General features: G+C 71.8%; 19 protein-coding genes. 10 read left to right on the top strand and 9 right to left on the bottom strand.

The annotated features are described in order from the left end of the window. Window positions 1-1034: serine/threonine-protein kinase (locus D7W82_RS25845; protein WP_233587932.1), on the bottom strand; the 1034-nt coding region annotated here is incomplete at its 3' end. A 325-nt stretch (window positions 1035-1359) separates the two neighbouring features. Between D7W82_RS25845 and D7W82_RS25850 the strand changes: the two genes are divergently transcribed. From D7W82_RS25850 to D7W82_RS25860, 3 genes are all read left to right on the top strand, one after another. After that, window positions 1360-2640: an amidohydrolase family protein gene (locus D7W82_RS25850; RefSeq protein WP_120620916.1), complete on the top strand. Its 1281-nt coding sequence runs from the start codon at window positions 1360-1362 to the stop codon at window positions 2638-2640. Between the two features lie 47 nt (window positions 2641-2687). Continuing rightward, window positions 2688-3248 carry a redoxin domain-containing protein gene (locus D7W82_RS25855; RefSeq protein WP_120620903.1) on the top strand — a complete coding sequence of 187 codons (561 nt, stop codon included), beginning with the start codon at window positions 2688-2690 and terminating at the stop codon, window positions 3246-3248. Window positions 3249-3462: 214 nt separating this feature from the next. Continuing rightward, entirely contained in the window at window positions 3463-4530 is a 1068-nt protein-coding gene (locus D7W82_RS25860; RefSeq protein WP_120620904.1) for a glycosyltransferase, read from the top strand. 76 nt (window positions 4531-4606) lie between these two features. Here D7W82_RS25860 and D7W82_RS25865 read toward each other — a convergent pair whose 3' ends face one another. After that, entirely contained in the window at window positions 4607-8167 is a 3561-nt protein-coding gene (locus tag D7W82_RS25865) for a hypothetical protein (RefSeq protein WP_120620905.1), read from the bottom strand. A gap of 69 nt (window positions 8168-8236) precedes the next feature. Next, on the bottom strand, window positions 8237-10348 hold the full coding sequence (locus D7W82_RS25870; RefSeq protein ID WP_370451075.1) for a chloride channel protein: 2112 nt from the start codon (window positions 10346-10348) through the stop codon (window positions 8237-8239). Window positions 10349-10525: 177 nt separating this feature from the next. Between D7W82_RS25870 and D7W82_RS25875 the strand changes: the two genes are divergently transcribed. Further along, the gene (locus tag D7W82_RS25875) at window positions 10526-10966 is read left to right on the top strand and encodes a peroxiredoxin (protein WP_120620906.1); all 441 of its coding nucleotides are present in this window, start codon (window positions 10526-10528) and stop codon (window positions 10964-10966) included. A gap of 15 nt (window positions 10967-10981) precedes the next feature. On the opposite strand, the gene D7W82_RS25880 is transcribed toward D7W82_RS25875, so the two are convergent. From D7W82_RS25880 to D7W82_RS25890, 3 genes are all read right to left on the bottom strand, one after another. Continuing rightward, on the bottom strand, window positions 10982-11764 hold the full coding sequence (locus D7W82_RS25880; protein WP_120620907.1) for an NrsF family protein: 783 nt from the start codon (window positions 11762-11764) through the stop codon (window positions 10982-10984). After that, window positions 11761-12333, bottom strand: coding sequence for an RNA polymerase sigma factor (locus D7W82_RS25885; RefSeq protein WP_233587931.1), 573 nt, complete (start codon window positions 12331-12333; stop codon window positions 11761-11763). Before D7W82_RS25885 ends, D7W82_RS25880 begins: the two co-directional genes overlap by 4 nt. Window positions 12334-12445: 112 nt before the next feature. Then, complete coding sequence (locus tag D7W82_RS25890) at window positions 12446-13873, bottom strand: site-2 protease family protein (protein ID WP_120620908.1); 1428 nt, start codon at window positions 13871-13873, stop codon at window positions 12446-12448. A gap of 96 nt (window positions 13874-13969) precedes the next feature. Between D7W82_RS25890 and dusB the strand changes: the two genes are divergently transcribed. Beyond that, entirely contained in the window at window positions 13970-14983 is a 1014-nt protein-coding gene (dusB, locus tag D7W82_RS25895; RefSeq protein WP_120620909.1) for a tRNA dihydrouridine synthase DusB, read from the top strand. Here the strand turns inward: dusB and D7W82_RS25900 are convergent. Further along, window positions 14962-16281 carry a glycoside hydrolase family 1 protein gene (locus D7W82_RS25900; RefSeq protein ID WP_120620910.1) on the bottom strand — a complete coding sequence of 440 codons (1320 nt, stop codon included), beginning with the start codon at window positions 16279-16281 and terminating at the stop codon, window positions 14962-14964. The genes dusB and D7W82_RS25900 overlap by 22 nt on opposite strands. A gap of 347 nt (window positions 16282-16628) precedes the next feature. On the opposite strand from D7W82_RS25900, the gene D7W82_RS25905 reads away from it, so the two are divergent. The 4 genes from D7W82_RS25905 (at window position 16629) to pyk (ending at window position 20918) form a co-directional block, all read left to right on the top strand. Beyond that, window positions 16629-16835 carry an excinuclease ABC subunit A gene (locus D7W82_RS25905; protein WP_120561418.1) on the top strand — a complete coding sequence of 69 codons (207 nt, stop codon included), beginning with the start codon at window positions 16629-16631 and terminating at the stop codon, window positions 16833-16835. 124 nt (window positions 16836-16959) lie between these two features. Further along, on the top strand, window positions 16960-18420 hold the full coding sequence (locus D7W82_RS25910) for an NFACT RNA binding domain-containing protein (RefSeq protein WP_120620911.1): 1461 nt from the start codon (window positions 16960-16962) through the stop codon (window positions 18418-18420). A 152-nt stretch (window positions 18421-18572) separates the two neighbouring features. Further along, the gene (locus D7W82_RS25915; protein WP_120620919.1) at window positions 18573-19388 is read left to right on the top strand and encodes a hypothetical protein; all 816 of its coding nucleotides are present in this window, start codon (window positions 18573-18575) and stop codon (window positions 19386-19388) included. Between the two features lie 99 nt (window positions 19389-19487). Then, window positions 19488-20918 (top strand): pyruvate kinase, encoded by a 1431-nt coding sequence (pyk, locus tag D7W82_RS25920; RefSeq protein WP_120620912.1) that lies wholly within the window; start codon window positions 19488-19490, stop codon window positions 20916-20918. A gap of 9 nt (window positions 20919-20927) precedes the next feature. On the opposite strand, the gene D7W82_RS25925 is transcribed toward pyk, so the two are convergent. Then, entirely contained in the window at window positions 20928-22436 is a 1509-nt protein-coding gene (locus D7W82_RS25925) for an HD family phosphohydrolase (protein WP_120620913.1), read from the bottom strand. Window positions 22437-22610: 174 nt separating this feature from the next. On the opposite strand from D7W82_RS25925, the gene rpe reads away from it, so the two are divergent. Next, window positions 22611-23270 (top strand): ribulose-phosphate 3-epimerase, encoded by a 660-nt coding sequence (gene rpe, locus D7W82_RS25930; RefSeq protein ID WP_120620914.1) that lies wholly within the window; start codon window positions 22611-22613, stop codon window positions 23268-23270. Between the two features lies 1 nt (window position 23271). On the opposite strand, the gene D7W82_RS25935 is transcribed toward rpe, so the two are convergent. Then, window positions 23272-23670 (bottom strand): two-component system response regulator, encoded by a 399-nt coding sequence (locus D7W82_RS25935; RefSeq protein ID WP_120620915.1) that lies wholly within the window; start codon window positions 23668-23670, stop codon window positions 23272-23274. Between the last annotated feature and the right edge of the window lie 119 nt (window positions 23671-23789).

Raw genomic sequence — 23789 nt, forward strand, 5'->3', positions numbered from 1 at the left:
GGGAGGGGACGCGGGGCTGACGGCGCGGCGACCGGCGGAGGCACGGGCCAGGACGGAATGCCCTGCACGCCGAACGGCGGGAGCACGTCCATTCCGGGGGCTCCCTCCGCGCCCGAATTGGATGGATCCGCGAGCCTCGCGTTGCGCAGCGCCAGCCGCTTGGGGTCCCGGTCCGGCGGGAACAGCGTGTCCAGGTAGGCGGCCACCTGCGCCGGCGCGGCGACCTCCGCGGGCCCGCCCAGCAGCTCGATGGCGGCGATGAACGTCTGCAGGCTGTCGAAGCGCGCCTCCGGGTCCTTCGCGAGCGCCTTGAGACACACCGTCTCCAGCGCCTGCGGCACCGACGGGTCGAACGCGGTGGGCGGCTTCGGCTTCCCTTCCGAGATGCGCGTGAGCACCTCTTCGGTGGACATGCCGGTGAAGGGCCGCCGGCCGCACAGCTGCTCGTAGAGCATCACCCCCGCGGCGAACAGGTCCGCGCGGTGGTCCACGCTGCGGCCGGCGATCATCTCCGGCGACATGTAGAAGAACTTCCCCTTCAGCGTCCCGGGCTCCGTCCCCGACCCCAGCGCGTCCGCCTTCGCGATGCCGAAGTCGATGACCTTCACCGCGCCGTTCGCCCCGACGTGGATGTTGTCCGGCGTGAAGTCGCGGTGGACGATGCGCAGCGGCCGGCCCGCCTCGTCCACGGCGCGGTGCGCGGCGTCCAAGCCCCGGCACGCATCCACCAGCACGCGCAGGGTGATGCCCAACGGAACGCGCTGGCCACGCTCGGCGGCCTCCTGCCGCACCTCCGCGAACGAGCGACCCTCCAACAGCTCCATGGCGATGAAGGGCTCCCCGCCCTCCATGCCCAGCTCCAGGATGGACACCACGTTGGGGTGGCGCACCTGCGCGGTGATGCGCGCCTCGTTGAGGAACATCTGCACGATGCGCCGGTCCGCGACCAGGTGCGGCATCAGCCGCTTCACCGCCACGGCCGGACCGCGCTGCCCGTCCAGGCTGATGGCGCGCGCCAGATACACCTCCGCCATGCCGCCTGTCGCGATGCGCGCGCTCAAGCGGTAGCGGCCTGCCCAGGAAACGCCGGGTTCCGACACCAAGGTGGCGGCAGTCTACGGGCCCGGGCCCCCGGCGCCCAACGTCATGACGCGCCGCCTGCCTGCCTGGCCCCGGCCGCCCCGCGCATGCCCACCGTATTGGACGGGCCGGGACGACGGGTGTGGGTGCAGGGATGTGTAGCGCCGATGACGGAGGACGGGCCGGGAGTGCTAACGTCCCCCGCTTCAAGCGTGACCCCTAAGGGGAGGGGGCCGCCTTCACGAACCTCGCGAACCGTCGCGGATGCAGGGAGGGATGTTGGGCACCGTCCTCAAGGGTGGTTTCGTCGTCGAATTGGAGCCCGCGTCCGTGGAGCGGGTGGACCTGCGCGTCGAAGGTGAGCGCATCGTGGCGCGGGGCGAGGACCTTGCGCCCGGCCCCGACGACGAGGTGGTCGCGCTGTCCGGCAAGCTCGTCTTCCCGGGCCTCGTCAACGCCCACCACCGGCTGGCGAGCGTGCTGTCGCGCGGCCTGGTCCGCCCGACGCCCACGTCCTACCAGGCCCTGCTGGAGCAGGTGCGCTGGCCCTTCGAGAACGCGCTGGACCTGGACGCGGTGCAGGTGGCCGCCACCGCGGGCGGCCTGGAGTCCATCCAGTGCGGCACCACCACCCTGTTTGATTTGCACGCCTCGCCCAAGGCGGTGACGGGCTCGCTCCTGCGCTCGGCGCGCGGCCTCCATGAGGTGGGCGTGCGCGGCGTGCTGTCCTACGCGGTGACGGACCGCATGGGCGCGGTGGGCCGCGAGGAGGGCCTGGAGGAGACGGTCAGCTTCGCGCGCAAGGCCCGGGGCCGCTTCCGGGGGCAGGTGGGCGCGGGCCCCTGCTTCACGCTGGGCGACGACGCGCTCCAGGGCCTGGGCGAGGCGCTCAACACCACCGGCACCGGGCTGCACTTCCCGCTCGCGGAGGATCCGCTGGACGAGCGGCTGTCCACCGAGCGGCACGGCAACCCGCCGGTGACGCGGCTGCTCACCAGCAACCTGCTGTCGCCCCGCGCCATGGCGGCGCACGTGGGCCACCTGGCGTGGGCGGACCTGGCGCAGGTGCTGGCCACGGGGACGTGGTTCCTGCACACGCCGCGCTCCAACCAGGGCCAGGAGGTGGGCTACGCGCCCGCGCTGAAGTTCGGGGCGCGCGCGTCGCTGGGGACGGACGGCACGTCGCCGGACCTGTTCGCGGAGGCGCAGGCGGCGTACCTGCGCTCGCGCGAGGCGGGGCAGCCCATTGACGTGCTGCGCTACCTGGCCAACGGCCACCGGCTGGCGTCGCAGGTGTTCGAGGCGGCCATCGGCCCCATGCGCGAGGGCGCGCTCGCGGACCTGCTGGTGCTTGACTACCTGTCGCCCACGCCGCTGACCGCGGAGACGCTGGCGTGGCACGTGGTGCACGGGCTGGGCAGCCGCCACGTGGAGGCGGTGATGGTGGACGGCGTGTGGCGCGTGTGGGCGCGCAGGCCGCTGTCGGTGAACCCCACCGTGGTGGCCGAGCAGTCGCGCGAGGCCGCCGCCGCCGTGTGGGCCCGCATGGCGTCGTCGTAAGGCCTGGGGAGCTTGTCGCGGTGTCCGGGGCCCGTTAAGTCCCGGGCATGCTCAACTCCCTGCTCGTCGTCGGATGGCTCAGCGCAGCGATTCCCCAGGTGGGTGAAACCGCCCCGGACTTCACGGTGAAGGACACCGCGGGGACGACCTACACGCTGTCGGAGATGGTGAAGAAGGGGCCCGTCATCGTGGCCTTCTTCCCCAAGGCGTTCACCAGCGGCTGCACGAAGGAGCTGACCGCGTACCGCGACCGCTACAAGGACATCGAGCAGGCGCAGGGCCAGGTGCTGGCCTTCTCCACGGACGACGCGGAGACGCTGGCGCGCTTCAAGACGGAGCTGAAGGCGCCCTTCGTGTTCATCCCGGATCCGGACGGCAAGGTGGTGGGCGCGTACGACGTGAAGATGCCGGTGTTGACGGTGTCCAAGCGCTACACGTTCGTCGTGGGCGAGGACCGCAAGGTGCTCAATGTGAGCGAGGGCAAGGACGCCATCGACGTCTCGGGCGCCATCGCCGCGTGTCCCCTGCGCAAGGGCGGCGCCGCGAAGCCCGCGGCGGCCCCGGCGGGAACCACGCCGCCCACCCAGGCCGCGCCCGCGACGAAGTAACCGCGGGGCGTTGGCTTTCGGGGCAAGGGCACGGTCCACTCGCGGACGTCCTCATGGCACGCGTGGGCCGGACGCCGGCCGCGCCGTTGAGGAGTTCACGCGGCACGAGGCCTGCTGGCTTGTCCGCCCCAGGCGCGGAGCGATAGCCCTGGGGCCTGCCGTGCGCGGGGCGTCCTCCGTCCGCCGGGCTGGGGGCGTGAGGAGGCCCGAGTGGATGGACATCGTCTTCCTGGGCCCCGTGTGCCAGGCCACCGCCGAGGCACAGGCGGCCACGGCCCCGAGACAGCTCGCGCAGGCGCTCCGGCGGCGCGGACACACGGTCCTCTTCTTGGAGCGCACCGCGCCCGGTGCACGCGGGGAGGAGGGCGCCGCCGTCGCGCCGTACGTGGACCTGGCGGACCTCCACGCGCGCTTCCATTCGAGGGTGCGCCGCGCGGACCTGGTGCTGGTGGACGCGGACGTGCCGCAGGTCGCGGACGTGAGCCGCTGGACCACGAACACGGCGAGGGGGCTCACCGTCTTCTGGGACCGGGACACGCCCCGGACGCTGGCGCGGCACGCCCTGCGAGAGGACCCCGCCTGCATGACGCCGGACCTCTTCACGGGCTACCGGCTCTATCTCTGCTCGAGTGGGGGTCCGGTGCCCCGTCAGCTGGAGCGCGAGTGGGGCGTGGCCCGCGCGCGCGTGTTCCTGCCGGGAGTGGACGCGGAGCACTTCGCGCCCGGGAGCGGGCGGACGCGCTGGGACCTGGGGTACGCAGGGCCGGTGTCGCCGGAGCGGCGGGGGCTCCTGAAGCAATGGCTGCTGGGCGCCGCGCGCGGCTGGCCCGAGGGGCGCTTCATGCTCGCGGGGACGCTGTCGGCGGTGGATGACGCCTGGCCCGCCAACGTGGCGAGGTACGAGGCCCCGTCCCTCCAGGAGCACGCGGGCTTCCTGGGCGCGCAGCGCTTCACGCTGGTCCTCTCCCAGGCCGAGCACACGCCGGGGCGAAACCTGTTCAAGGCCGCGGCCTGTGGAGCGGCGCTCATCTGCGACCCCTGGCCGGGCCTGGAGGACATCTTCTCGTTGGGCGAGGAGGTGATGGTCGCCCGCACGGAGCAGGACGTGCTGCGCTACCTGCTCGCGATGCCGGAGGCGGACCGGCGCCAGCTGGGCATGCGGGCCCGGGCCAGGGTCCTGGCCGAACACACCGTGGCCCACCGGGCGCTGCAACTGGAGCAATACGCGAGCGAGGCGGAGCGCGGAGCCGCGTGGATGGCCCCGGTCCGTTCGCTGAACTGAGTGCCCGGAGCGCACCAGCCAGTCCGCGGAAACCTGTCCGACAGTCGGACAGGTTTTGGAGCACCGCGCCGGGGGCCTATGCCTCTTCCGGCGCCGTCACCATCTCCCGAGGCGGGAACACGAACTGCGCGGCCCCGGCCACGAGCGGTGAGTCGTCCCGCTGGAACATGGCGAGCGCCGCCAGCCGCTCCTCCGTCCAGCCGCGCCCGTCCCCCGCGTCGCGCACCAGGCAGTGCAGGGCCACGCGCCGCGCCTCCGGGCTGGAGCTCCGCGCCAGGCGCCCTCCGACGTCTTCCATCGTCTCCACCGGCAGGTTCGACACCGCCACCTGCGCCGCCACCAGCGCGTCCGCGTGGAGCCAGCCCTCCTGGCCCATCGTGCCCAGGTGGCTCGCGAAGGCTGGCGGTTCCAGGGCCACCACCGCGCAGCGCACGCGCAGCGTCGCCAGACGCGGGTCCTTCGTGAGCAGCCCCGTCACCATTCCCTGCACGACATGCAAGGGCACGGGCCGCATCCGGTCCCGGGGCTGGAGCAGCGCGTCCATCGCCACGCTCAGCGCGCGCCGGTCGTGCGCCGCCGCCTCCAGCATCCGCTCGAACAGCGCCACGTCGCGCTCGTCGGCCCGGTACACCAGCGCCCCCATCGCCGCGCGCACCTCGTCGTCATAGGGCGAGGCCAGCCGCGCGCCACAGGCGGAGAGGAACACCCGCTCCCGGTCCTTCACGGACAGCCAGGCCGCGCGCCGCAGCAGGTCGATGCGCGCATCCGGCTCCGGCCGCGCCAGCACCTTCGCGAGCAGCCCGGACAGCCGCGCATCCAGCGCCTCCGTCAGCCGGTCCGCCGGGATGTCGCCCACGCGCGCCGCCATGATGGCGTCCTCGCCGGTGACGGCGCGCTCGAACACCGCCCACGTGGGCTCGCGGTCCAGGTGGTCCCACAGCGCACGCAAGAGCGCGATGCGCACGTCGCGGTGCAGCGGCTTCGCGTCCAGCTCCAGCAGCCGCTCGTAGCCCGCGTCCGAGCGCAGCTCGCCCAGCAGGCGCACCACCTCCTTGGCCACCGTGACCTTGGTCAGCGGCACCTCCGCCAGCAGCGACAACACCCGCGTGACGGGCATGCCGTTGAACGCACGGCGCAAGCCGTAGATGGCGATGCGCGCGCGCGAATCCTCCAGCGCCCTCAGCAGCGTGGGCACGCCCTGGCCCTGGTCGCACCGCGCCATCACCCGCAGCGCCCGCTCCTGCACCGCGGGCCGCTTGTCGTCCGCCAGCGCCAGGAGCGCGTCCATGGGCGCCCAGTCCAGCGCCGCCATCAGCGACACCGCCCCCAGCAGTGTGGGTGTGTCCCGCTCCATGTCCGCGCACAGCCTCGCGAGCGCGCGCGAATACGACTGGCTCTGCTCCGTCGTCCACCGGAAGAAGCCAGAGAAGAAGGGGAGGATCCAGTGCGTCGCCCCCGTGGCGAACTGGCCGGTGATGACCGGCGCGTCCAGGTAGGGCCCCAGCAGGTCCTGCCGCCGCCGGTGCAGGTACTCGCGCACCACCGAAATGGCGATGATGCTCTCGTCCCGCTTGAGCAGCTCGGGCAGGAGCCGGTCGAAGTCCCTCCAGGCGCGGTGGCGCAGGATCGACAGGACGGACGCGTACGCCTTGCCCTGCCGCAGCGCCATCCGCTCCAACTCTCCCACCAGCTCCGGGTGCAGGGGTTCCCCCGGCTGCTCGGAAGCCGCCAGCGCCACGACCTCTTCGGCCCAGCCCCGGTCCCTCCAGTGCCGGAGCGTGGCCGCGAGCGTCGCCTCGAAGCGAGGCCGGTCCTCCCTCGACAGCCACACCGTCAGGGCGAGCGACAACCGCGCCTGGGGGGTGGTGTCACGCACGGAGACGAGCCAGTCCGACAGGCCGGGTACCAGCACCGCGCGCTTGCCCAGGCTCGCCGCCAATTGGAGCAGGGGCCCCCCCCGCTCGCGCTCCGCCCAGACCTTCGCCATTTTCAGCAGGTACGGTGCGGACAGGCGCACCTCCTCGTCCGTCAACCGGTGCCCCAGCCCGCCGTCCTGGACGCGCCCGCGCTCCTTGAGGAAGGTCCCCAGCCACTGTGCGCCCCACGCCGGGTCCGCGCGGAACGCCCGCACCAGCAGTCGCTCCGCCGCCTGCGCCGTGGGCATCGACAGGTCCGCGGCATCCAGCGCGTCGCGCAGCACCCGGCCCAGTGCCTCGGTGTGCTCGGCGCGCCACATCCGCCGGGGCCAGTCCGCCAGCGCCTGCAACATCAGCCCACGCACCGGGTCCTGCTCGTTCTTCCGGGCCAGCACCACCGCGAGCGCGGGGGCCACGCACGCGGGCTCGTCCGGACGCAGGCCGGGCAGGGCCAGCAGGGCGCTCAGCGCCGCGCCGCGCATGCCTGCGTCCGGGTGGCCCATCTCGGCCCGGAGGACCTCCAGCGCCTCGCTCCACGGCAGGTAGCGCGCGTAGGCGATGCGCTTCTCGGCGCGGGTATGTAGCGCCATCACCTCATGCAGGTGCCGGCGCGCCTCGCGCTCGCGCAGGTCCACCGGCAGGTGCCGCAGTCGCTCCAACTGGATGACGCCGTCCCTGTTCCGCGCCCCCGCGGTCCAGCGCGCGTAGACGCTCTCGCGCACGGCCGGGGCCACGATCCGGGCGATGAGCTTCGTGCCCCAGGCGGGGGCCCGCTTCACGGACGAGGCCCAGGCCTCGGTGAGCGTCGCGTGCAGCGGCTCCGGCAGGTCCTCCAGCACGTCCTCCGCGCTGCCCAGCAGCGTCGGGTCGCGCTGGACGATCCACGTCAGGGACTCGGCGTCCAGCGACGCCAGGGACTTCGCGAACAGCAGATGCGAGAGGGCCACCGTGGGGTGCTGGCGCAGGAGCGCCACCATGCGCACGGGGCGCTGCCGCACCAGCGACCGCAGGGGATATTCGTCCGGCGGGATGCCTCGCTCCAGCATCAGCGTCATCAGCGTCTCCGCGATGTCGGGCGTCCGGTCCGACAGCCACGCGAGGCCCCACGCCAGATGCTGCCGGGTCACCGGGTCCGGCTCGCCGGGCACCGCGCGCAGCTGCTCCAGCAAGAGCTCGCCCAGCACCGCGGGCGCACGCCGCGCCAGCCGCGCCCAGAACCGGTGGCTGGGACGCTCCAGCGCCCGAGCCAGGTGCTTGCGCAGGCCCGCCTCGGAGGCCAGGGGCACCGTGTCCGCGAAGGTGGCGTGGTCGCCCCCCTCCGCCAGCCCGTCGAGGAACGCGTCGATGACCGGGGAGCGCCGCTGCTTCACCAACTGGATCAGCACGGCCTGCTCGCGGCGCATGCCGTGCGCCATCCGCAGCGCCTCCAGCGCCTGCGCGTCGTCGCAGGCCAGCGCCACCAACTCGAACGCCAGCGCGCGCACGCGCGAGGACTCGTCCGCCGTGGCCTTCAGCACCGCCGCGCCATCCCTGCGCGTGAACTGGGCCGCCAGCGCCAGCCGCCGCTCGAAGGCGTCCCCCCGGGCCAGCGCGTCCAGCAGCGCCTGCGCCTCCGGGTCCGTCCGCGCCTTTCGCCCCAGGGCCACCATGTGGCGCACCCGGGCGTCGTGGAAGGTGGAGTTCAGCTCGGAGCGCAGGGCGGACAGGGCGGGTTCGGACATGGCGCCCAAGGATGCCTGCTCCCCGGGTTTCCTGACAGACCGGCCCGGGTCGCCCTCTTCATCAAAGGCTCAGTGCGCCGCCTCGGAGGGGGTGACGGGGTAGTTGCCCGTCGCGTGCGCGCGCGTGTGCTGCGCGAAGAGGAAGCGCCGGACGGCGGCGCGGGTGAGGAGCCCGCACGGGGCCAGCCCCAGCACCGGCGCCACCGGCAACGCGTCCACGTCCTCCTGGTCCATCACCTGGAGCGCGTGCGCCAGGTCCGAGTCCGGCGCCAGCGCGGGCAGCTTGCGCGCCAGGTCGCTGGCCACGAGCAGCGGGTACATGGACTCGTCGCGCCACACCTCGCGCAGCTGCTCCACCTGCACCGTGCCGTAGAGGTTGCCCTCGGTGTCCAGCACCGGCAGCGTGCCGGCCTCGGACGTGAGCAACTGGTCCGTCAGCGCGCGCAGCGGCGTGCCCGCGGCCACCGCCGGCACCTCCGTCATCAGGGCCCGCACATGCGTGGCCGCCAGCAAGTCCTCGTCGCTCTGCACCTTGGGCGCCGTGCGCTCCGTGAGGAAGTGACACACCGCGGACGCGATGGTGCACGTCACCATCAGCGGCAGGATGATTTCATGGCTGCCGCTCAGCTCGTACAGCATCATCATGCCGGTGAGCGGACCGCGCGTGAGCGCCGCCACCGCGCCGCCCATGCCCACGATGGCGTACGCGCCGCTGGGCCCCGTGGCGTGCGGGAAGAAGTAGTGCACCAGCGTGCCGAACGCGCCGCCCGCCATGGCGCCAATCAGCGCCGCCGGGAAGAACGTGCCGCCGGACCCGCCCGAGCCGATGGTGAGCGACGTGGCCACGAGCTTCAGCACGCACGCCGTCACCAGGAAGAGGAAGGGCAGCTGGCCCGCCGCCGCCAGGTTGATGTAGTCGTGTCCGCTGCCCCACACCGTGGGGCTCAGGAACACGAGCACGCCCGTGCACAGGCCGCCCAGCGCGGCGCGCACCGGCAGCGGCTTCTTCCCCAGCCACGGGGACAGCTTCCCGCCCATGCCGCCGTGGAAGAAGTGCTCCACCCCGTGCAGCAGCTTCACGAACGCGAACGCGAGCAGCCCGCACCCGATGCCCAGCGCCGCGTAGGCGAAGACCTCCGCGCCGCTGACCAGCTCGTAGTTCACCCGGTTGAGCATGGGCGCTTCGTCCAGCACGCCGCGGCTCACCAGCGTGCCCGCCACGCTCGCCAGGATGATGGGGGAGAACACGCGCAGCTCGAACTCGCGCAGGATGATCTCCATCGCGAACACCGCGCCCGCGATGGGGGCGTTGAAGGACGCGGAGATGCCCGCGCCCGCGCCGCACGCCAGCAGGATGGACAGCTCCCGGCGGCTGAAGCCCAGCACGCGCCCCACGCTGGACGCGAACGCCGCGCCGCCATAGACGATGGGGCCCTCGCGGCCCGCGGAGCCGCCGCTGCCAATGGTGATGGCGGACGCGATGAGCTTGAGCAACCCGCGGTCCGCCGGCACCACGTTGGCGCCGCTCTTCACCGCGCGCACCACCTCCGGAAGGCCGTGGCCGTGCGTCTCCGGCCGGTCGCGCAAGAGCCGCCCCACCGCCAGGCCACCCACCGTGGGAGCGAGCAGCATCAGCCACCAGGGCAGGTGCGGCAGCACCGCGGGCATGTTGTGCGCGTGACCGAACACGGCGTTCACGGCCGCCAGGCCCACCAGCGGGTAGTAGAGCGACAGCGCGCCCAGCGTCAGCAGCGCCAGCAGGCGCAGGCGGCGCTTCACCTCATCGCGAGGGCCGCCGGGTTCAATCACCCGCGCCAGCAGGAGCGCCCCCAGCGCCAGCGGCACGCCTACCAGCGCGTACTCCAGGTGCCAGCGCGCGGAGGAGAGCGACTCCATCAACGTGCGCAGCCGCTGCGGCTTGAACGTCGCCGCCAGCTCCGCGGCGCTGAACGTGATGCCGCTCATCACGCCAATGAGGTTGGAGAAGATGCCCGCGGCCAGTCCGCTGTAGAGCCCGACGACCGCGCCCGCGATGGGCAACACCGAGGGGGTCGGCAGGCGGATGCGGTTGGACGCGCCCAGCAGGAGATAGATGAGGCGTGAAAGGCTCTGTCGCGCCCAGAGGGTGAGCGCGGCCATCCGCTGCATTTCGGCAGGCGGAGGTTCGTCGGAGGTGTTCATTTGGTGCTCCTACTAAATGGAGGAGGCCGGTGGGTTTCAAGCCTCTTGATAAGGCCCGCGCTCCGGCGCCGTCCGCCTGCACTCCACTCCACACATCACCCGAGCGGTGCCCGGCCCCCTGCCCCCGGAGCGTGCTACGACGGCCCCGGTTTCCACCCCATGAAGGAGGCATCGCACATGCTCAAGCAGGGAGACGTGGCGCCGGAGTTCACCGTGCAGGACGCGACGGGGAAGACGCACCGGCTGTCGGACTACCGGGGCAAGAACGTGGTGCTCTGGTTCTACCCGAAGGCGGACACCCCGGGATGCACCGCGGAGGGCTGCTCCTTCCGCGACCACAAGACCCAGTACGAGGCCAAGGGCACCGCCATCCTGGGCATCAGCTTCGACACGCCGGAGGAGAACCAGGCCTTCTCCCAGAAGTTCGGCTTCAACTTCCCGCTCCTGTGCGACGTGGATCGCAAGGTGGGGCTGGCCTACGGGGCCGCGGATGACGCCTCGGCCCCCAACGCGCGCCGGGTGGGCGTCGTCATCGGGCCGGACGGCCGCATCAAGGAGTGGCACGCCAAGGTGGACGCGCGCGCCTTCCCCCAGGAAGCGCTGTCGCGCCTCCAGTAGGACTCCAAGCGCCCCTCAGGGCGCGAACGAGCGGGACGGCAGGCGCGAGCGGATGAACACCGCCACGCCCGCCAGCACGAACCACGGCAGCACGTGGCCCAGCATCAGGTGGCCCGCGCTGCCGTCCGGGCAGTGTACGTGCAGTACGAGCAGGCTCACACCCGCGGAGGACAGGCCCGCCGCCAGCGCCCGCACGGGCTGGAAGGCGGAGCGGCACAGGAGGACGAGCGCCAGGGCCAGCGGCACCACCGACAGCGCCACCTCCGCGCCCATGCACCCCAGGGTGCCCGCGAGGAACGGCCGCACCTGGACGCCCGAGCGCCCGGTCAGCTGCGCCAGCGCCACGACGAGCGCGCCCGCGGCCACGAGCGTGAGGGGCCAGGCACGCGGCCTCGGCGCCAGGGCCACCAGCGCTCCTCCGCCCACGCCCACGACGATGAGCAGCGCCACCAGCGCCACCGCCAGCGGCGACGCGGAGTTGAGCAGCATCCCGTGCCGGCCCACCCAGAGCAGCCCCACCACGCCCACGCCCAGATAGGCGGCGAGCAGCACCGCCACCTCCTTCCACCACGGCGTGGGCCGAGGGTGCGCCGCCAGCTCCGTCAGCGACTGGCGCCGCGTCTGCTCGAGCTTCGCCTCGTCGATGGGCACGGCGGGCGGAGCGGAGGAGGGGGGTGCCAGCACCTGGAAGCCCTCCAGGAGGGCGCGGCAGTCCGCGCACCCGGCCGCGTGTGACGCCAGGTCCGGAGGCAACGGGCCGTCCAGTCCGTCCAGGACGCGTTCGCACTCGGGCGTCATCGTGAAGTCTCCTGCTGGAGGGGCGCGAGCAGCTCGCGCAGGCGCGCGTAGCCCCGGTGGGCGCGGACCTTCACCGCGCTCTCGGTGAGGCCCAGGGCCTCGGCGATTTCAGCGAAGCCCATGCCCTCGAAGCGGTGCATGAGGATGGGCAGCCGCTGGCCTTCGGGAAGCTGCGCCAGTGCGCGTTGCACCGCGCGCTCCAGGCCCGCGTCGCGAGGCTCCGGCGTGTCCGCCACGGCGGTGAGGGGCAACTCCCCCTCGGGCGTGAGGTCCTCCGGGCGGCGGTGGCGGCGCGTATGGTCCCGCGCGGCGTTGGTGGCGATGGCGTACAGCCACGGCCGGACGCGGGCCCCGGGCTGATAGCGGCCCCGCGCGCGCACCAGGGACAGGAAGGTGAGCTGCGCCAGGTCCTCGGCGGTGGCGGGGCTGCCGGTGAGGCGCGCCAGGTAGCCCTGGACGGGGCGCGCGTAGCGCTGGAAGAGCGCGTCGAACGCCTGCGCGTCTCCCTGGCAGAACCGCTCCATCAACACCTCGTCCGGGTCGCCGGAAGCTCCCGAGGGTGCCGGCATGTCTCCGGTACGCACGGGCGCGGCACCGGGTTTCACGGGAGGGGACGAAGGGCTCACGGGCGGGCCCGGATTCTAGGGCCCGAAAGGCGCCGCACGGGAGAAAGTCGCCCCGTCAGGACGACGCGGCCGGCCGCAGCCGCGCCAGCCACGCCTCGAAGGCGGGGTGCCCGTGCAGGTGCGCCAGGTCCTCGTCGGAGGCGGCATAGGCCGCGTCCTTGAAGCCCAGGTCTTCCGCCCGCTGGAGCAGCCGCACCGCGTCCGCCACGTTGCCCGCGCGCGCGAAGGCACACGCCGCGTCGTACGCGATGCCCGGGTCCGGGACGTGGCGAAGCGCCGCCTCGCTCACCGCCGCAGCCTCCGAATAGGCGCCCCGGATGAACAGCGCCCGCTCCGCGCACCGGAACGCGGCCGCCGGGTCCACGCCGGGCAGCCGCAGCGCCTCGCTCACCTGGCCCAGCCGGATGAGCGCGCCCGCGTACTCGTGCATCACGGTGCGGTCCTGCGACTCGCCCCACGCCTGCTTCCAGTAGCCCACCGCCCGGGCGTCATCCCCCACCAGCGAGAACGCCGCCGCCACCGCGTGCATCTCCACCGGCTGGCCCTGCACCTGGGAGAAGTGGTCCAGCGCGGGCCGCCCGTGGCCCTGCTTCAGCGCCACCCAGCCCAGCAGGTAATGGGTCCGGCTGGTGAGGTTCGGGGACAGGCCCTCCGTCTCCAGCACCCGGTTGCCCTGCCGCCACGCGTCGTCCAGCCGGTCCTCGCGCAGCGCCTGCTGCGCCTCGCGCAGGGACTGGGCGGTGGGGCCCTCCTCCTCCTTGGCCTCGTTGCGCGCGCGCATCACGTCCGACAGCACGCGGAACGACTGGAAGCCGAACATGGCGAAGAGGACGCCCATGAACAGGGCGCCGGTCTTGATGCTCAGCAGCACCAGGCCCACGCACAGCCCCAGCGCCAGCACGTGCGACACGATGAAGCCCCGCCGCCCGAACATCCGCGTCGCCAGCGCCGTGCTGATGTGCCCCCCATCCAAGGGAGGCACCGGCAGCAGGTTCAGCACCGCCCACACCATGTTGGCGAAGAAGAAGTTGCTCAGGAAGAAGTCCGCCACCTCCGAGCGGCCCCGCACCTGCATCAGCACCCCCCAGCACAGGACGCCCAGCGCCAGCCCCGCCAGCGGGCCCGCGAAGCTGCTCACCACGTCCTTGTGCCAGGGCAGGGGCGAGTCCGTGTTGGGCCGGGTGACGCCGCCCATGAACACCAGGTCCACGCTCGGCTGGTACCCGAAGAAGCGGAAGGCCACCGCGTGCCCCAGCTCGTGGACGAGCACGGACACGAAGACGATGAACATCCACGCCAGCACGTAGGTCACCACCGCGCCCATGTGCCCGGGCGACGCGGCGTCGGCCAGCTGGTCCCCCAGCCACCCGGCACCCGAGTGCCGGCCCGGCAGGGGCAGGGACTGGTAGGCGAACACCGCTGAGAACAGCAGGTGACTCGTGTGGACGTGGACGGGGACGCTCCCGAGCCGAAAACGGAACATGGGGAGGGACCTTAATCGTTGGCCTCCACTCGCGCAGGGCCGTTCTCATGGCCCGCGCGCTTCTGTTCCCCGCCGGGTTATAGGGTGTCTTCCGCCATGCTGAAGCTGGGTCCCTACACGCTCCCCAACCCCTACATCCTCGCGCCCATGGCCGGCGTGAGCGAGCGCCCCTTCCGGGTCATCGCCTTCCGGCTCGGCGCGGCCCTCTGCCCCACGGAGCTGGTCAGCGCCCAGGGGCTGATGCGCCAGAACCAGCGCACGCTCAAGTACCTGCGCTACGACCCGGCCGTGGAGAAGCCCTACTCGCTCCAGATTTTCGGCGGCGAGCCGGAGGCCATGGCCCAGGCCGCGCAGGTGGGCAAGGCCGCGGGCGCGCAGGTCATCGACATCAACATGGGCTGCCCGGTGAAGAAGGTGGTGCGCAACGGCGCCGGCAGCGGCCTCCTGTGCGACGTGCCCCGCGCCGCCGACATCGTCCGCGCCATCCGGGAAGCCACCGGCCTGCCCGTCACCTGCAAAATCCGCTCGGGCTGGGACGCGCGCACGCTCAACTATCTGAAGGTGGCGGAGGCGCTGCAGGAGGCCGGGTGCGCGGGGCTCGCCCTGCACCCGCGCACGCGAGAGCAGGGCTACTCGGGGCAGGCGGACTGGGCCCACATCGCGGACCTGAAGCGCCACTTCCCGGAGCTGCCCATCATGGGCAACGGGGACGTGAAGACGGTGGCGGACGCCCACCGCATGCTGGAAAGCACCGGCTGCGACTTCGTGATGATTGGCCGGGGCGCCCTGGGCAACCCGTGGCTCTTCCGCGAACTCTCGGGCGGCCCGCCCGCCACGCCGGAGGAGCGCTGCGAGCTGGTGCTGGAGCACGCCCGGGCCCACGCGGAGTTCGTCGGGGACGCCCTGGGCGCGGTGCGCTCCTTCCGCCGCCACCTGGCCTGGTACGCCCATGGCCTCAAGGGCGCGGCGCACTTCCGCTCGGAGGTGAACGGGCTGGACTCGCCGGAGGCGGTGGAGGACAGCGTGCGCCGCTTCTTCGCGGGCGCGGACACGGACCCCACCGCTCCTCTAGAGGAGCCGGAAGTGGACTACCGCGCGGCGCTGGGCTGAGCGCTGGCCACTGACGTCGGCGGCACCAGCACGCGCCCGGTGGCCACCGCGCGGAAGTAGTCGCAGGCCGGGGTGGGGCGGCGCTCCAGCGTGTCGAAGTCGACGTGGTAGAGGCCGAAGCGCGGGCCCCAACCCTCCAGCCACTCGAAGTTGTCCAGCAGGCTCCAATAAAGGTAGCCCTGCACGTCCACGCCCGCCTCGCGCGCGGCCAGCACCTGGCGCAGGTGCGCGTGCAGGTACTCCGGCCGCACCGTGCCCTTGCGGTCGTCGATGCCGTTCTCGGTAATCCACACCGGCTTGCCGTAGCGCTTCACCTCCTGAAGCAGCTGGAGGAAGCCCTCGGGCCGCTGCTCCCACCCGATGTCGGTGAGCCCGCGCCCGTCCGGGTCGCGGTACTTGAAGTCGATGAAGGGAGGGCGCGGCATGAAGCGCAGGTGCGCGCGCGTGTAGTAGTTGACGCCCACGAACTCCACGGAGTCGCGCGCCCCCTCGATGCGCACGTCCGTGGACGCCACGCCTGGCATGAACACGCGCAGGTGGCCGGAGGACAGCGCCTCGTGGAACGCGTGGTTGTAGGCCGGGGCCGCCAGCCGCACCAGCGAGCGGTCCAGGGGATGCCACCAGCGGTCCGGCGCGAACGCGAGCATGTTCTGGGAGATGCCCAGCTCCACCCGGCCCAGGTGCTGGCCCAGCTCTTCCCGAGCGATGACGTGCGCGCGCACCATGTTCCCGAGCGCGGCCATCGTCTTCGCCCCGTCCGTGATGCCCGGCGGCATCAGGCCCTGGAGGTAGCCGCCCAACAAGAGGACCATCGGTTCGTTGAAGGAGATGACGAGCGCGTCCAGCCCCTCCAACAGGGGCGCGCACCGGCGCACGTACTGGCGGAAGGCCTCCAGGCTCTCCGGAAGGTGCCAGGGCGTGGACGCGTGGAACCACGTGGGGTGGGTGAAGTGATGGAGCGTCACCACCGGCCGCAGCCCCTGCGCGCGCAGCTGCAAGAGCCGCTCGCGGTAGCCCTCCAGCGCCGCGCCGTCGAACCGGCCGCGCTCGGGCTCGATGCGCGCCCACTCCAGCGACAGCCGGAACGCCGTGGCCCCCACCGCCTTCGCCAGGGCGTAGTCCTCCGCGTAGCGGCGCCAGTGGTCCACCGCGATGCCGCATCGCGCATGGGGCTCCTTCAACTTCCCCTGCCGCTCCCACTGGGCCCAGTCGTTCTCGATGCCGCCCTCCACCTGGTACGCGGACGTGGCGACGCCGAAGGTGAAGGACGCGGGGAAGGTCAGTGCGGCGGAGCTCATGCGGGCGCGCACCGTAGGCCGCCGCCCCCACGACGGGAAGCGACGCGATGCGCGCGCGCCGGATGCACGGCAGCGGACATCCAGCCCCGCAGCGCGGACCCGCGAAGTGCGTCCGGAGCCGGAAATTGGGCCTCGCGCGCGACGCGCCGGACCCCCGAAATGACCGCCACGAACGGTTCGACGCGCCCGGAGGCCAAAAATCGGCCTCGCCGCGCACTGCAATACATCACCATGCGTTGACACACTGGCATGTCGCCCGTACCATTCATTTCAAGCACTCACGTTCAGTTCGAAGTGGGTGCAGGGCTCGCGTCCTCGCGGGCCTCAACACTGAACGGAGGATTCCGATGGCCGCGAAGAAGAAGACCGCGAAGAAGGCCGCGTCGAAGAAGACCGCGACGAAGAAGACCGCCCGCAAGGCCCCTGCCGCCAAGCGCGGTACGGCCAAGAAGGCCGCCGCGAAGAAGCCGGTCGCCAAGAAGGCCGCGAAGAAGAAGACCGCTTCCCGCCGGAAGGCTGCGACCCCCGCGGCCCCGTCGACCCCGGAAGCCTGAAGTAACGGCGTCATTTCGGGCGTCGGTTGACGTCCGGTGAACGGCTCGGCGAAACCCGCCGGGCCGTTTTTCTTTTGCGGGCCAGGGGTTTACGTCTCCTCGTGTGTCCGCCCGGGAGGGGCCCATGTCGCTGCGTCCGGTGGAGTTCGGTGAGGTCGTGGCGGAGGCCGCGGCCCGGCTGGTGGGCGCGGTGGCCCAGAAGGCGTGGTGCCCGCTGCCCCGCCTGGCCTACCTGGAGCTGCGGGTCCCCGGCAGATCGGTCGTGCTCTGTCTCTGCGCCGAAGGCGAGCTGTCGCGCCTGTCCGTCGCGGAGGACCGCTTCCCCACGCCGGGCGAGCCCGCCCCCTTCCAGCGCTGGCTGCGCCAGGAGCTCACCGGCTTCAAGCTTGCGGCCGCGCGCTACCTGGAGGAGAGCCGCGCCATCATCCTGGAGTTCGATCGCGAAGACGTGCGCCGCCGGCTGGTGCTGGAGGTGGGCGCGCCCGGAGGCCTGCTGCTCCTCAGCGACAACCACCGGGTGCTGATGCTCTCCGGCGAAGGCTTCGGCCCACGGCGCAACCTCTATCCCGGAGCGCAGTGGTCGCCACCGGAGCCCGTGTCCGCGGAGGCGCTGGCGAAGGGCCGCGCGCAGCCTTCACGTCTGGAGCCGAAGGAAGAAGACGCGCTGCCCAGGCTGCAGGCCGCCGAGCGGGTGCTCGGACAGAAGGACCGCACCAGCCGCGCGGACACCATCCGCCGCCGGCTCGCGCAGCCGTACCGGGCGCGGCTGAAGCGCTCCTCGCGCACGCTGGAGAAGGTGCGCGCGGAGGCCCAGCGTGGCCCGGAGGCGGAGAAGCACCGCGAGGTGGGCGAGCTGCTCGCGCAGAACCTGCACCGGCTCAAGCGCGGCGCGTCCCAGGTGACGCTCACCTCCTATACGGAGGCGGGCGTGGAGGAGGTCCAGGTGAAGCTGGACCCGAAGCGCACCCCGAAGGAGGAGGCGGACTGGCACTTCCACCAGTACCGGCGGCTGCTGCGCGGCGTGGAGCAGGCCCGCCACCGCGAGGCGGAGCTCGCGCGCGAGGTGGCGCACGCGCAGACGGCGCTCACGCAGATTGAAGCCATGGATGACGCCGCGCTGCTCGCGCAGGTGGAGGTGCTCCAGGTGACCCAGGGGGAAGAGGGCCCCAAGGGGGGCCTCCCCTTCAAGGAGTACGTGGGCCACGGCGGCGCGCGCATCTGGGTGGGGCGCGGCGCGGAGGACAACGACCAGCTCACCTTCAAGGTGGCCCGCCCGTGGCACCTGTGGCTGCACGCGCGGGGCCTGCCGGGCAGCCACGTGGTGGTGCCGCTGGAGAAGAACGCGGAGGTGGCGCAGGAGGTGCTCCTGGACGCGGCGCACCTCGCGCTGCACCACTCGGGGGCCAAGGGCGAACCTCGCGGCGAGGTGAGCTACCTGCCGGTGAAGTTCGTTCGCAAGCTGAAGGGCGCTGCCCCCGGGCAGGTGACGTATGCCCGGGAGAAGACCTTCGTGGTGCGCATGGAGCCGGAGCGCATGGAGCGGCTGCTCAAGTCGCGCCATGGCGACCCGGGCTCCCTGCCCTGAAGGACGATGCCTCTGGGACGAATTCAACCCGGGGTGTCACGCCCGGGGTGTGGGCCCGGTCGACAGGCGGACGGGCATCCAGCCCCTGGCCTTGAGGTTCGGGAAGTGCCGGGTACGATGCCCCCCGCGTGACGCCCGAAGCCTTCCGCCAGATGTCCCTGTTCCCGCGTGGCTCGTCCGCGGAACGCGCCGCCACTCCCGCGCAGCGCGCGCCGGAAGGGCAGGCGCCCCTGCCGCCGCGCAACCGCGTGGCGGAGGAAGCGCCGCGCGTCCTCACCGCGTCGCGCGAGGAGCTCTGGTCGCGCGCGGAGTCGCTCGCGTGGCGGCTGAGCGCGAACCTGGGCATGCCGGTGCGCCTGGCCGTGACGGACAACCGCTCCACCATGGTGTCCTTCCGCCGCGGCTCGCAGGTGCTCCAGCTGCGGCTGCACCACATGTTCCTGGACGCGCCCGAAGGCATCGTGCGCGCGGTGGCGGACTACGCGGGCCGGGGGCACCGCGCCGCGGGCGCCCTCCTGGACGAGTACATCCGGGGCCAGCAGCCGCTCATCCGCCAGCTGCGCCGGGAATCCGACGCGGAGCTCAACCCGCTGGGCCGCTGCTTCGACCTGCGCGCGCTCTACAACGGCGTCAACGAGGCCTACTTCCAGAACGCCATCCAGGCCCGCATCGGCTGGGGCCGCATGCCGCCGCGCCGCCGCCGCAAGTCCATCCGCCTGGGCGTCTACGACCACCAGACGCGCGAAATCCGCATCCACCCCGCGCTGGACAAGCCGGACGTGCCGGCCTTCTTCGTGGAGTTCATCGTCTTCCACGAGATGCTCCACCAGCTGTTCCCCAGCAGCAATCGCACCGGGCGCCGCGTGCACCACCCGCGCGCCTTCCGCGAGCGCGAGCGCACGTACCCGCACTACGCCGCCGCGCTGCGTTGGGAGCGCGAGAACCTCGGCACGCTGCTGCGCGGTTGAGCGCACGCCGAGCGGCCTGGACATTTACTGGTTTACCTGCTCGGTCGCGCTCCGTGACTCCTTGACCGAAACGCGCTGGAGCCGGATGTTCGGCTTCATATGCGACGAGCAAAGATTGTCTGCACCCTCGGCCCTGCCAGTCAGACCCCGGAGATGTTGGAAGCGCTGCTGGAGGCCGGCATGGACGTGGCCCGGCTCAACTTCTCCCACGGCAGCCACGAGCAGCATCAGGCGAACATCGACATGCTGCGCGCGGCCTCGCTGAAGGTGCGCAAGGCGGTGGGCATCCTGGGCGACCTGCAGGGTCCCAAGATTCGCACCGGCCGCTTCGTCACGGGCAGCACGGAGCTGAAGCACGGCGCCACCTTCCACATCACCACCGACGAGACGGTGAAGGGCACGGACGAAATCGTGTCCACCACGTACCCGCACCTGGCGGCGGACGTGAACCCGGGCGACCGCATCCTCCTGGATGACGGCCTCCTGGAGCTGCGCGTCGTGGAGACGGACAAGAAGCAGCTCATCAAGACGGAAGTGGTGCACGGCGGCATCCTGAAGAACAACAAGGGCATCAACCTGCCCGGCGTGGCGGTGCGCGCGGACGCGCTCACGCCCAAGGACCGCGAGGACCTCATCTTCGGCCTCAAGGCGGGCGTGGACTACATCGCGCTGTCCTTCGTGCGTCAGCCGTCCGACCTGGACTCCGCGCGCCAGGCCATGGCGGAGGTGGGCCGCACGGTGCCCATCATCTCCAAGCTGGAGAAGCCGGAGGCCATCGCGCGCCTGGACGCCATCCTCGACAAGACGGACGGCGTGATGGTGGCCCGCGGCGACCTGGGCGTGGAGATTCCCCCGGAAGAAGTGCCCGCCGTCCAGAAGGACATCATCCGGCGCTCCAACCTGCGCGGCCTGCCCGTCATCGTGGCCACGCAGATGCTCAACTCGATGATCGACAACCCGCGCCCCACGCGCGCGGAGGCCAGCGACGTGGCCAACGCCGTCTACGACGGCGCGGACGCGCTGATGCTCTCGGGTGAGACGGCGAGCGGCAAGTTCCCCCTGGACTCCGTGCAGATGATGGAGCGCATCATCCTGGCGGCCGAGTCCTCCTCCCGCGCGCAGCTCCAGCCGCGCGTGATTGAGGCCCCGCTGGGACTGCCGCTGCACTTCCCGGACGTCATCGCGCGCGTGGCGTGCGAGGCAGCCAAGGCCAGCGGCGCCACGCTCATCGCGGCCTTCACGCTGTCGGGCGTGACGGCGCGGCTGCTGGCGCACTACCGGCCCACGGTGCCGATTGTCGCGTTCAGCCCGAACCAGGAGGTGCGCCGCCGCCTGTCGCTGCTCTGGGGCGTGGTGCCGCGCGTGCTGGAGCCCATCCAGGAGACGGAGACCATGCTCCGCCGCGTGGAGGAGGAGCTGGTGTCGCGGGGCCTCGCTCGCCGGGGCGACCGCATCGTGGTGGTGTTCGGCGCGCCGGTGGGCCAGCCGGGGAAGATCAACAGCCTCCGGCTGCACACCATCAGCGCCTGATGCAGGGCCCTACGCCGGGCTCTTCTTGAGGGCCCGGCGGGGAATCTCCGCCTCGACGAAGATGGTGAAGAGGTCCTGGTCGAGCTGTCCGGACCCCGCCTCCTTCTTGAGGATGTCCAGCGCGAGCGTGTGCGGCACGGCCTTCTTGTAGGGCCGGTCGCTCGCGGTGAGCGCGTCGTAGATGTCGCAGATGGACATCATCCGGGACTGCACCGGAATCTCCGGGACGGCGCGAGGGTACCCCGTGCCATCCAGCTTCTCGTGGTGCGCGTACGCGATCTCCGGCACGCGGCGCAGCGCGCGAGTCCACGGAATCTGCGACAGGAAGCGGTACGTGTGCTCGACGTGGCTCTCGATTTCGCGGCGCTCCTCCGGGGAGAGCGTGCCGCGGGTGATGGAGAGGGATTGGATTTCCTGGGGCAGGAGCAGCGGCTGCCCATGGTCGTGCGCGTCGGTGAACGTGAGCTTGCCCAGCTCCAGGAGCCGCTCGAAGTTGCCCTGCGCGAGCACCGTGGGCTTGTTGCAGGTGAGCAGGAAGCCCATCACCTCATCCAGCTGGGCCAGCTCCTGGGCGAGCCGCGCGTCCTCCTCCTGGTGGATGGAGGGCAGGGCCGCCAGGCCGCGGACCTCCACGGCGGCGAGCCGGCGCCGGGAGCTCTGCAGCTGCAGGTCCTTGCGAGCCAGCTGGAAGCGGGCGCTCAGCGCCTCCAGCTCATGCGGATACAGCTTCTCCGCCTTGACGAGCACGTTCTCGCGCACGCCCACCTTGCCGAAGTCGTGCAGGAGCGACGCGTACCGCAGCTCCTGCAGCTCCACGGCGGTGAAGCGCGTCTGGGCATAGGGGCCGGTGGCGCGGTGCTCCAGCGCCTGGGCCAGGGACACGGTGAGGTCCGCGACGCGGCCGGAGTGGCCCGCAGTGGTGGGGTCGCGCGCTTCGATGGCGACGACGGACGCGGAGACGAAGCCCTCGAAGAGGCGGTTGATTTCTTCGTGGAGGAGGGCGTTTTCAATCGCGCCGGCGGCCTGGGCGCCCAGGGCGAGCAGGAGCTCCTCGTCCTCCTCGTCGAACACCTGCCCGCCGCGCTTGTTGAGGGCCTGGATGACGCCCGTCACCTCTCCGTTGGCGTCGCGCATGGGGACGCAGAGGATGGTGTGGGTGCGGTAGCCGCTGGAGACATCGAAGCTGCTGTTGAAGCGGGCGTCGGCGTAGGCGTCGGGGATGTTGATGACGGCGCCGGTGTGGGCGACCTGTCCGGCGATGCCGCTGCCCATGGGGAGGCGGATTTCATTCTTGGAGCCCTGGGCCACCTTGCTCCAGAGCTCCTCGCGCTCGCGGTCCAGGATGAAGAGCGAGCAGCGGTCCGACTCCACGACCTTGGTGGCCTCATAGAGGATGAGGGGCAGCAGCAGGTCCAGGTCCCGCTCGGCGCTCATCGCCTTGGCGACATCCAGGATGGACGTCAGCTTCGCGAGCCGGCGGGACAGGTTGGGGGAGGCGGGCACGGACTGGGGAAGCACCGGGGCGGGCTCCGTGGGATGCGGCGGATGGCCGCGGGCGTGCCCGGTTTTAGCACGCACGGTGTGTCGGCCGCCCAGGCCCCCCCACCTGCCAGGTCCACCTCTGTCCGCAAGCCCCCTGTCCTGCCGGGCGAAGGTACCCCGGGCCTCCGGAAGCGGTTATGAAGCGCCGCCATGACCCGCCCTGTCCGCATCTCTCCGTCGCTGCTCTCCTCTGATTTCAGCCGCCTGGGTGAGGAGGTCCGCGCCATCGAGGCCGCCGGCGCGGATTGGATTCACGTGGATGTCATGGATGGCAGGTTTGTGCCCAACCTCACGTTGGGGCCGGTCATCGTGGAGGCCATCAAGCGGGTGGCGACGAAGCCGCTGGACGTGCACCTGATGATTGTCGAGCCGGAGAAGTACGTGGACGCGTTCGTGAAGGCGGGGGCGGACGTGCTGACGGTGCACCAGGAGGCGAGCCCCCACCTGCACCGCACGCTGCAGCACATCCGTCACGCGGGGGCGAAGCCGGCGGTGGTGTTGAACCCGGGCACGCCGCTGTCGGCGATTGAAGATGTGCTGGGGGACGTGGACATGGTGCTCGTGATGAGCGTGAACCCGGGGTTCGGGGGCCAGTCGTTCATCGAGTCCTCGGTGGACAAGGTCCGCCGGCTGCGCGCGATGTTGGACGCGCGGGGGCTGAAGGGCGTGGACATCGAGGTGGACGGCGGCATCAACGCCGAGACGGCGAAGCGCGTGGTGGCGGCGGGGGCGACGGTGCTGGTGGCGGGCAGCTACGTGTTCGGCGCGAAGGACCGCGCGGAGGCCATCCGGTCGCTGCGGCCGTCGTGAGTCAGGCGGCTTCGGGCGAAGCGGGGGGGCGCACGGCGGCGGCGGCCATGCGGGCGATGCGGGTCATGAAGGTGGGGTCGCACGGCTTCACTTCGTAGTCGTCGGCGCCCAGCTCGAAGCACACGTGGCGGGTGAACTGATCCTCCACGCCGCTGAGCATGATGACCTTGCAGTCGCGAGTGACGGGGTCCTTCTTCAGCTGCGCGAGCAGGTCCCGTCCATCCTGGTGCTGGTTGATGTCCAGGATGATGACCGCGGGCCGGTGTTTGCGGGCCAGCTCCATCACATTTTCGGAGGTGGTGTCGGACACGCAGACGAGGCCGGAGCGCTTGGCCTCCCGGGCGAGTGCGGACACGACAAGGGGCTCATCATCCGAGATGAGGACAGTGGGAGCAGTCATGGTCCTCTGTGGGGGAACAGGGGCGGATCAACGTGCAACATCTTGGAACTACAGGAAGGCCCGGATCTTGTGAAGAGGGTGAACATTGTCCCGTCCTGAAGGGTAGGTAGGACAACAGT

This window comes from Corallococcus sp. CA049B (assembly GCF_003611685.1).
Classification (GTDB): domain Bacteria; phylum Myxococcota; class Myxococcia; order Myxococcales; family Myxococcaceae; genus Corallococcus; species Corallococcus coralloides.

Coding starts and splice junctions, on each gene's coding strand:
- D7W82_RS25900 (WP_120620910.1), bottom strand. CDS start 16,281: ATGAGCTCCGCCGCACTGACCTTCCCCGCGTCCTTCACCTTCGGCGTC.
- D7W82_RS25905 (WP_120561418.1), top strand. CDS start 16,629: ATGGCCGCGAAGAAGAAGACCGCGAAGAAGGCCGCGTCGAAGAAGACC.
- D7W82_RS25860 (WP_120620904.1), top strand. CDS start 3,463: ATGGACATCGTCTTCCTGGGCCCCGTGTGCCAGGCCACCGCCGAGGCA.
- D7W82_RS25875 (WP_120620906.1), top strand. CDS start 10,526: ATGCTCAAGCAGGGAGACGTGGCGCCGGAGTTCACCGTGCAGGACGCG.
- D7W82_RS25865 (WP_120620905.1), bottom strand. CDS start 8,167: ATGTCCGAACCCGCCCTGTCCGCCCTGCGCTCCGAGCTGAACTCCACC.
- D7W82_RS25880 (WP_120620907.1), bottom strand. CDS start 11,764: ATGACGCCCGAGTGCGAACGCGTCCTGGACGGACTGGACGGCCCGTTG.
- D7W82_RS25890 (WP_120620908.1), bottom strand. CDS start 13,873: ATGTTCCGTTTTCGGCTCGGGAGCGTCCCCGTCCACGTCCACACGAGT.
- dusB (WP_120620909.1), top strand. CDS start 13,970: ATGCTGAAGCTGGGTCCCTACACGCTCCCCAACCCCTACATCCTCGCG.
- rpe (WP_120620914.1), top strand. CDS start 22,611: ATGACCCGCCCTGTCCGCATCTCTCCGTCGCTGCTCTCCTCTGATTTC.
- D7W82_RS25885 (WP_233587931.1), bottom strand. CDS start 12,333: ATGCCGGCACCCTCGGGAGCTTCCGGCGACCCGGACGAGGTGTTGATG.
- D7W82_RS25910 (WP_120620911.1), top strand. CDS start 16,960: ATGTCGCTGCGTCCGGTGGAGTTCGGTGAGGTCGTGGCGGAGGCCGCG.
- D7W82_RS25935 (WP_120620915.1), bottom strand. CDS start 23,670: ATGACTGCTCCCACTGTCCTCATCTCGGATGATGAGCCCCTTGTCGTG.
- D7W82_RS25915 (WP_120620919.1), top strand. CDS start 18,573: ATGTCCCTGTTCCCGCGTGGCTCGTCCGCGGAACGCGCCGCCACTCCC.
- D7W82_RS25870 (WP_370451075.1), bottom strand. CDS start 10,348: ATGAACACCTCCGACGAACCTCCGCCTGCCGAAATGCAGCGGATGGCC.
- pyk (WP_120620912.1), top strand. CDS start 19,488: ATGCGACGAGCAAAGATTGTCTGCACCCTCGGCCCTGCCAGTCAGACC.
- D7W82_RS25855 (WP_120620903.1), top strand. CDS start 2,688: ATGCTCAACTCCCTGCTCGTCGTCGGATGGCTCAGCGCAGCGATTCCC.